This window comes from Archangium sp. (genome assembly GCF_036388035.1).
In the GTDB taxonomy this organism is placed as follows: Bacteria; Myxococcota; Myxococcia; order Myxococcales; family Myxococcaceae; genus Archangium.
The window spans coordinates 1-7,592 of sequence record NZ_DASVSO010000597.1 but is presented as its reverse complement, the minus strand read 5'-3'; the positions used below and the strand labels follow the sequence as shown (position 1 = coordinate 7,592).

General features: G+C 69.0%; 6 protein-coding genes and 1 pseudogene. 3 read left to right on the top strand and 4 right to left on the bottom strand.

Going from position 1 to position 7,592, the window contains the following annotated elements; genetic code table 11:
* Positions 1-2,145: PAS domain S-box protein (locus tag VF697_RS24375; RefSeq protein ID WP_331098930.1), on the top strand; the 2,145-nt coding region annotated here is incomplete at its 5' end.
* Positions 2,146-2,273: 128 nt separating this feature from the next.
* Here the strand turns inward: VF697_RS24375 and VF697_RS24370 are convergent.
* The 4 genes from VF697_RS24370 to ruvX form a co-directional block, all read right to left on the bottom strand.
* Positions 2,274-3,077: a YsnF/AvaK domain-containing protein gene (locus tag VF697_RS24370; protein WP_331098928.1), complete on the bottom strand. Its 804-nt coding sequence runs from the start codon at positions 3,075-3,077 to the stop codon at positions 2,274-2,276.
* A 230-nt stretch (positions 3,078-3,307) separates the two neighbouring features.
* Positions 3,308-4,273, bottom strand: coding sequence for a hypothetical protein (locus VF697_RS24365; RefSeq protein ID WP_331098926.1), 966 nt, complete (start codon positions 4,271-4,273; stop codon positions 3,308-3,310).
* Positions 4,274-4,433: 160 nt separating this feature from the next.
* Positions 4,434-5,507: an endolytic transglycosylase MltG gene (gene mltG / locus VF697_RS24360; RefSeq protein WP_331098924.1), complete on the bottom strand. Its 1,074-nt coding sequence runs from the start codon at positions 5,505-5,507 to the stop codon at positions 4,434-4,436.
* Entirely contained in the window at positions 5,508-5,966 is a 459-nt protein-coding gene (gene ruvX, locus VF697_RS24355) for a Holliday junction resolvase RuvX (RefSeq protein WP_331098922.1), read from the bottom strand.
* 210 nt (positions 5,967-6,176) lie between these two features.
* Here ruvX and VF697_RS24350 point away from each other — a divergent pair, with 210 nt between their 5' ends.
* The gene (locus VF697_RS24350; protein WP_331098920.1) at positions 6,177-7,319 is read left to right on the top strand and encodes a hypothetical protein; all 1,143 of its coding nucleotides are present in this window, start codon (positions 6,177-6,179) and stop codon (positions 7,317-7,319) included.
* A gap of 7 nt (positions 7,320-7,326) precedes the next feature.
* Positions 7,327-7,592, top strand: a pseudogene (locus VF697_RS24345) (hypothetical protein); the annotation flags it as partial.

Sequence of the window (7,592 nt, the reverse complement as noted above, 5' to 3'; positions counted from 1 at the left end):
GCCGCGCGGGTAGGACGCGCTGACTACGAGGGCTGGCTCGTGCGAAAGGGCGGAGAGACCTTCTGGGGGCTCCTCACGGTCAGCGCGGTGGAGGATGAGGGGGGCCACCTGCGGGGCTTCTCCCTGCTCATGAGGGACGTGACCGAGCGAAGGCGAACGGAGCAGGAGCTTCGAAGGAGCGAGGAGTACTTCCGGCTGCTGGTCGACAGTGTCCAGGACTACGGCGTCTTCATGCTGTCCACGGAGGGCATCATCGAGAGCTGGAACCAGGGGGCGCAGCGGCTCAAGGGGTACCGGGCTCATGAGATCGTCGGTGCGTCCATCTCCCGCTTCTTTACCCCCGAGGAGATCGCGAAGCGCACGCCGGAGCGGCTCATCGAGCAGGCCCTCCTGGAGGGCCGCGCGACGTATGAAGGCTGGATGACTCGCAAGGGAGGGGGCCGGTTCTGGGCGCTCGTCACCCTGAGCGCGGTGGAGGACGAAGCGGGCAACCTCCAGGGCCTCTCCAATGTCGCCAGGGATCTGACCGAACGCAAGAAGGCCGAGGACGCGATGCGCGAGAGCGAGGAGCGCTTCCGGCTGATGATCGAGAGCGTCCGGGACTACGGCGTCTTCATGCTGACCCCGAACGGGAACATCGCGAGCTGGAACCCGGGCGCGGAACGGATGAAGAGGTACAGGGCGGAGGAGATCATCGGCGCGTCATTCTCCGTGTTCTTTCCACCCGAGCAGGTGGAGAAGGGGATACCTCAGCAGCTCGTCCAGCGTGCGGCGGTGGAGGGGCGTTCCGAATACGAGGGCTGGTTGCTCCGGAAGGGGGGCGTTCCCTTCTGGGGAAGCATCGTCCTCAGTGCGGTGATGGACGAGGAGGGACGACTGCGCGGCCTGTCCAACGTGGCCAAGGACCAGACGGAGCGCATGCGGGTCGAGCGGGCCATGTCCTTCATGGCCGAGGTCGGCAGGGTGCTCGCCGGGTCGCTCGACTACCAGACCACGTTGGACCGGGTGGCCCAGCTGGCGACGCGGGAGCTGGCCCAGGCGTGCATCGTCGAGCTGCTCGTGGGGTCGACCATCCAGCGTGTCGCGGTCGCGCAGGCCCAGGGGGTCCTGGAGGGACTCGTTCAAAAGACCGCGCGGCGCCTGCCCAGCGAGGCGCAGCTCAGCCCCGGAGTCGCGCGCGTCGTGCAAACCGGACAATCGGAGCTCATCCCCGAGGTGTCCAACGCGATCTGGCTCGGTGAGGCGCTCGGGCTCGAGGAGCCCAACGTCCTGCGCGACCTGGGGGTACGGTCCTATATGTGCGTGCCGCTGACGGCTCGGGGCAAGACCGTGGGCGCGATGGTGTTCGTGGCGGCTCCTGGCAGGCAGTATGCCGCGGAGGAGCTCCTCCTGGCCGAAGAGCTCGCGCGCCGTGGGGCACTCGCCATCGACAACGCGCGGCTGTACGAGCAGGCCCAGACGGCCATCGGCACGCGGGAGGAAGTCCTGGCGGTCGTCTCGCACGATCTCCGAAGCCCGCTGAGCACGATCCAGGCGGGGGCCGCGCAGATCCTCGCCGAGACCCAGGGGGATGCGCAGCGCGCGGGAACGGCCAGGACCGCCGAGAGGATCGGGCGCGCGTCCAAACGGATGCTCCACCTGATCCGAGACCTGCTCGATTTCTCGAGCATCGAGGCGGGAAAGCTCCGGATCGAGCTCGCGGAGCATGAGGTGGCCGACCTGGTGACAGAGGCCCTCGAGATGTTGCAACCCATCGCGGCCGAGAAGGGCGTTCGACTCGAAAAGGACGGGGAGCTGTCGCGCCTGAAGGTCCGGTGCGATCGCGAGCGGATCCTGCAGGTCTTCTCGAACCTGATCGGCAATGCGATCAAGTTCACGGGCGAGGGCGGCTCCATCACCCTTCGAGGCCGGGGGGAGCGTGACCGTGTCGTCTTCAGTGTCAACGACACGGGCCCCGGGATTTCCGAAGACGACCGGGCCCATATCTTCGATCGGTACTGGCAGGCGAAGAAGGGCCGGGAGAGCCTGGGGCTCGGCCTCGCCATCGCCAAGGCGATCATCGAGTCCCATGGTGGGACGATCTGGGTCGAGAGCACGGTGGGCGTGGGCACGGCGTTCTTCTTCACGCTCCCGGCCAGCTCCTGAATCGCGCGGCCCCACGCGCCACGGAGGTTGGCGGAGGCCCTGTTGTGACACCCCCGCCGAGCGCTCCTCTTTCTTCGCCAGGAGCCGAGCCCCTGTCGGGGCCCGGCTCACCCACGCGTCAGGGCCGACTAGCGGCGGCGCAGGAGCGGATCATCATCGGGGTTGAGGTTCAACGAGCGCTTGTCGTCGTCCTCGCCGGAGGTGCGGATGTCCACCGTCTCGTGCCGCAGCGGCTCCGAGACCCGGCGCTCCTCCTGGATCTCGTCCTTGTGGATGATGACTTCCTCATCCACCACCGCGCGCTTGCTGACGTCGACTTCCTCGGCGCGCAGGGGGACGGTCACGGTCTCCTCCTGGAAGGAGGCGTTCATCGCGGGCCGGTCCGGGTTGACGTCGCGGCGCTCCACGCGCACGCGCTCGCGGCGCACGGGGACGGTGACGGTCTTCTCCTCGACCACCACGTCCTTGTGGACGCGCACCTCGCCGGCCTGGACTTCCCGCTTGGTGACGTCCAGCTCCTCCTTGTGCACCGGGATGGCGATCTCCTCGGAGCGGCGAGCGGTGGTCGCCCCGGTGCGGAGATCCGCGGACGCCGAGCCCAGGCCCAGGCCGGCCGTGCTGCTCGTATCGGCTCTCAGGTCCGTGGCGGCCGTGCTCGTGGTGTCGTAACCGGCGGTGGTCCCGAGTCCCGCCGTCGTTCCGTACTTCGCCTCGGAGGAGAGACGTAGCAGGCTCTCGCGGCCGTGCATGAGGATGATCTCCCCATCGCGGATGTCGGAGACCTCGGCGTAGCGGACGAGGTAGTCCTTCGGAAAGAAGAGGCCTTTCTCGATGTGGAAGGCGTCATCTCCCAAGGCAAACACCCTGCCGAGTTTCTCACCGTCGAAGCTGCGGACCGTCATCCCTTCCTTCAACTGCGTGCGCTGGAACATGGCTGCCTCCTGATTGTGGGGTTGCGTGGGAGTGCCGCGGGAGGCGGCATCCATGCCTCACAGTGGGGACGGTGGGACGGGGGGGCATACCGGGAGTGATGGCCGCCTGGCCGCATTGCGGCCCGGGTCTCGACCGGGATGGTGGGGAACCCTCGGGTGGCGGGAAAAGCGAGCGCGGCCTGGGAGGACGTCCCGGCCGCGCTCTGGTGCTCCCTCTTGGAGGGAGTGTCTTACGGGTACACCTCGCGGCGCGGGGGAGGCAGACCGCCCTCCGGCGGAGTCGTCACGACCGCGCCCTCGGCGTAGATGCGCTGGCGCTTGCTCACGCCCACCGTGGACCCGAGGATGGCGGAGATGAGCCCCAGGAAGAGGGCGCCGAAGACGCCCCAGAACGCCTTGCCGGTGGCATCCGCGGCCTTGAGCGCGCCCGTCTGCACCGACTGCGCGGCGTTGGACACCGCCTGTCCGGCCTGACCCTTGAAGGCGTTGAACTGGGTCTCCACCCGGCCCGCGACCTCTTCGGCGTCCGCGCGGGACAGGGCCGTCTTCTCGGCGATGGAGCTCACGAGGACCTGCCGGTCGAGGCGTCCCTGCTGCACCGACGTCTGCACCACGTCCTTGGTCGCGGCCTCGAGCTGGTTCGCCGTCACCGGGGGCTTGCCCTCGGCGCGCAGGCGCTCGTTGACGGGGCGCAGGGCATCCTCGGCATCGAGCCCGAAGCTCTTGGCGGCCTCACCCACGCCTCCGGCTTGCGAGGCTCCCGCCGCCACGGCCGAACCGGTCGCCTGGACGGCCGACTTGCCCACGGACAACACCCCGCCCGCCAGGGAGGACAGCAGGTTGCCCACCAGCCACAGCCCGACCAACGTGGTGAGGCCCCACATCACGAGGCCGTGGATGCCGCCGCTCGACTTCGTCTGGGCGCCCGAGCCGCGTCCGGCCACGATGCCGCCGACGAAGAGGGCAATCAGCGGAGCGATGAGGCTCCAGATGCCGGTGAAGATGCCGGAGGATTTCGCGCTCCCGGCGTCCTGCGGATTGATGGAGGAGAGTCCCAGGGCCAGTCCGAGCGCATACAGCAGCACCCACAAGCCCAGCGCGCTGACCGTCCCAGCGAAGATCGAGCCCCAGCTCACCTTCACCGGAGGGCCTGATAGGAAGCCCACTCCCGATCTCTCCTGCATTGCCGTCGCCATGGTCCACCTCGTGGAAGAAGGGGTTGTTTCCCCTGCCTCCCAAAAGTGGACACCCTGGCTCGAAGAGAGAGCGTCCCTCCCCCTATGCCCCTCCCTCGACCGCAGGGAGGGCGGAGCGCTCAGGCATCATCCGGGCGGCCCGAGGGCCGAGCGAGCAGGGCTAGTTCGGGCCGCCCGTCCGCTGCTGCTGGCGCTGCTTGCGGAAGAACTCCACCTGCCACTGCCGCACCGCCGCTTCGTGGCAGTCCAGGGTCGGGCAGAAGATATGGGTGCCATCATTGCGCGACACGAAGAAGAGGTCGTCGCAATCCAGCGGGTGGAGGGCGGCCTGGAGGGCGGCGGCGCCCGGGCTGGCGATGGGCCCCGGTGGCAACCCCGGGGTGGTGTACGTGTTGTAGGGGTGCGGCGTCTCCAGGTCCTTCTTCTTGATGTTCTTGGAGTACACCCCGCGCAGCAGCTTCATGGCGTAGATGACCGTGGGGTCCGTCTGGAGCTTGATGCCCTGGCGCAGCCGGTTGTGGAAGACGCACGAGATGCGCGGCCGCTCCTGGGGCTGCCCCGTCTCCTTCTCCACGATGGAGGCGAGGGTGAACGTCTCCAGCAAGGAGAGCCTCACCCCGTCCTTCCGCTGCGCATCCGCCTTCCGGTACTCCTCCAGGGAGCGCTCCACCATCTTCGCCAGCACCTTCTCCTCGGAGGCGCCGCGGGTGAAGGTGTACGTGTCCGGGTAGAGGAAACCCTCGATGGAGGCGGTGGGCACGCCGGCCTTGCGCAGGAAGGCGGGGTCCATCGCGAGCTGCTCCAGCCGCTTCAGGTCCAGCTTCAGCTCCGAGCCGGCGACGATGGGGAGGATCTCCTCGACGCGCAGGCCCTCGGGGATGGTGAAGCGGTAGACCTTCACCTTGCCGGAGGCGAGCTGCTCCACCACCTGGGCGGGGGTGAGGGTGCCCTCGAAGAGGTACTCACCGGCCTTGAGCCGGGGGCCGGCCTGCTCGCGGCGGATGTAGAGGTAGAGCAGCTCCGGGTCGGTGACGATGCCCGCGTCCGCGAGCAGCCGCGCGAGCGCCCTCGGGCCGGTGCCGGTGGGCACGCTCACGGTGACGCCCTCCTGGGGCAGCGTGACGGGGCTGGCCGCGAAGGAGGTGATCTTCTGCTCGCGGCGGAGGTACCAGCCACCCGCGGCGGCGGCCGCGAGCACGCCGAGCACGAGCAGGGCGAGGAGGACTTTCTTCACTTACGTCTCCGGATCGTAATCGTCGGCATGGAACTCCTCCGAGGACGCGGGGCGTCGGGCATCGAGCCAGCCCTGGAGGATGAACTGCGCGGCCATCTGGTCGATGACCTCGCGGCGCCTGGCGCGTGACAGGTCCGCCTCGAGCAGGGTGCGCTGGGCGGCCACGGTGGACAGGCGCTCGTCCACCAACTCCACGGGAAGACCGAGGGCCTGGGTGAGGATGTCGGCGAACTTGCGGGTGGCCTCGGCGCGAGGCCCCTCGGAGCCATCCATGTTGAGGGGCAGCCCGACGACGAAGCGCTCGGCCTCGTATTCGCGCACCAGCTCCCCGAGGGCGGCGAGGTCCGCCTTGAGGCTGGTGCGGCGGATGGTGGTGACGGTCTGGGCGGTGAGGCCCAGTCCATCCGAGACGGCGACGCCGATGGTCTTGGTGCCGAAATCGAGGCCCAGGGTGCGCATGCGCGGCGGAATCTAACCGCAATCCCCCCGCGTGGACCGCACCGTCCGCGGGCAGGGACCGTGCTCGCCCGGGGGGCGGGCTAACCCGTGGGATTCGTTGGAGTCGTGCCGGGGCCGAGGGTCGGCATCGCCGCTGCAATGCGTCCGGCGCGGAACACGGCGCGGCACACCGGAGGCACGGGGCCTCGGGCCACGCGGGAGGAGCGGAGCATGGACTTTCTGAAGGGACTGGGGAGTGCGTTGGGAGGAGTGACGAACCTGCTGTCGGGGGGCGCGTTGTTCGACGCGGCGGGCAACGCGCTGGGCCTGCCACCGGTGGTGACCAACGCCATCAAGACGGCGGTGGGAGTGACGACGGGCAACGTGCTGCTGGCGGCCGATGGCGCCATGGGGGTGGCGCAGGAGCTGAGCAAGAACCAGGCGGCCTACACCGAGTACGCGGCGTCCAAGGACGACACGCGGGCCTGCGAGGGCTACGCGAAGCCGGAGAGTCAGCGCCCGACGCCTGGGGGCTCGCCGGCGACGCAGGGCTCCCAGGGCGCCCAAGGCTCGTGGGGTTCCACCGCGCCGGGCGAGGTCCGTCCCGACGGCGTGCTGGACCCGAGCATCGTGCGGTACCGCGACGCGCTGAAGACGCTGGAGGCGAACTTCACCCTGCTCGACACGGTGGACAGCGTGAAGAACGGCCGGTTCACCCGCAAGACGCTCGAGAAGGTGGCGAAGAGCCCGGACATGCCGGCGTCGGTGCGGGAGGCGGCTCAGTTCCTGCTGGCGCATCCCGAGTACCGCACCCAGCTCGACACGGCGAGCCAGAAGGGCGGGCTGGTGGACGGCACCTTCAGCACGAAGGATGTCCGGGCCGCGCTGAGCGACGTGGACGCGCGGATCGCTCAGTACGGCGTGCGCGGTGAGCGCACGGCCATGACGCCGCCCGGAACGAGCGTGGGGACGCAGCCGCCGGTCAGCGGTGCGCGGCCCGAGGAGCCGGCGAGACCGCCGGCCTCCACGAGCGGCTCGGCCAGCTCGAGCGTCAAGGGCATCATCAATGACCCCCACCTGAGCCTCGAGGAGAAGATCGAGGCCATCCTCATGGCCCTGACGGAGCGGATGGACGGCGACATCCTCGAGACGATGGATGCGCTCGCGGCGGCCCAGGACAGGCAGTCCGGCATCAAGAACGGCAAGGGGGACGAGAAGGCGCTCGCCGAGTCCCAGCGCGACGTCGACCGCATCCAGATGCGGCTCCAGAAGCTCGTCGAGAAGCGGAAGATGATGTTCGAGATGATGAGCACGCTGTCCATGAAGTTCAACGAGATGGCGAAGACGGCCCTCTCCAACATGCGGAGCGCGTGAGGCGGCGATGGGACGGGTCATCAAGTACGAGGGAGCGGCGATGGACACGGCGACGACGGAGAAGCTGAAGGCGTTCGTGCGAGGGGAGCTGACGTGGGCGGAGGTGGAGGGGATGACCTTCGAGGAGGCGAAGGCGATCGCGCAGGTGGGGTGTGACCTGGCGGGAGCGGGGCGCTACGAGGAGGCGCGCATCCTCTTCGAGGGGCTGGTGGAGGGGAACCCGAAGGACGCGGCGAGCCGGGCGGCGCTGGGCACGGTGTACCAGAAGCTGGG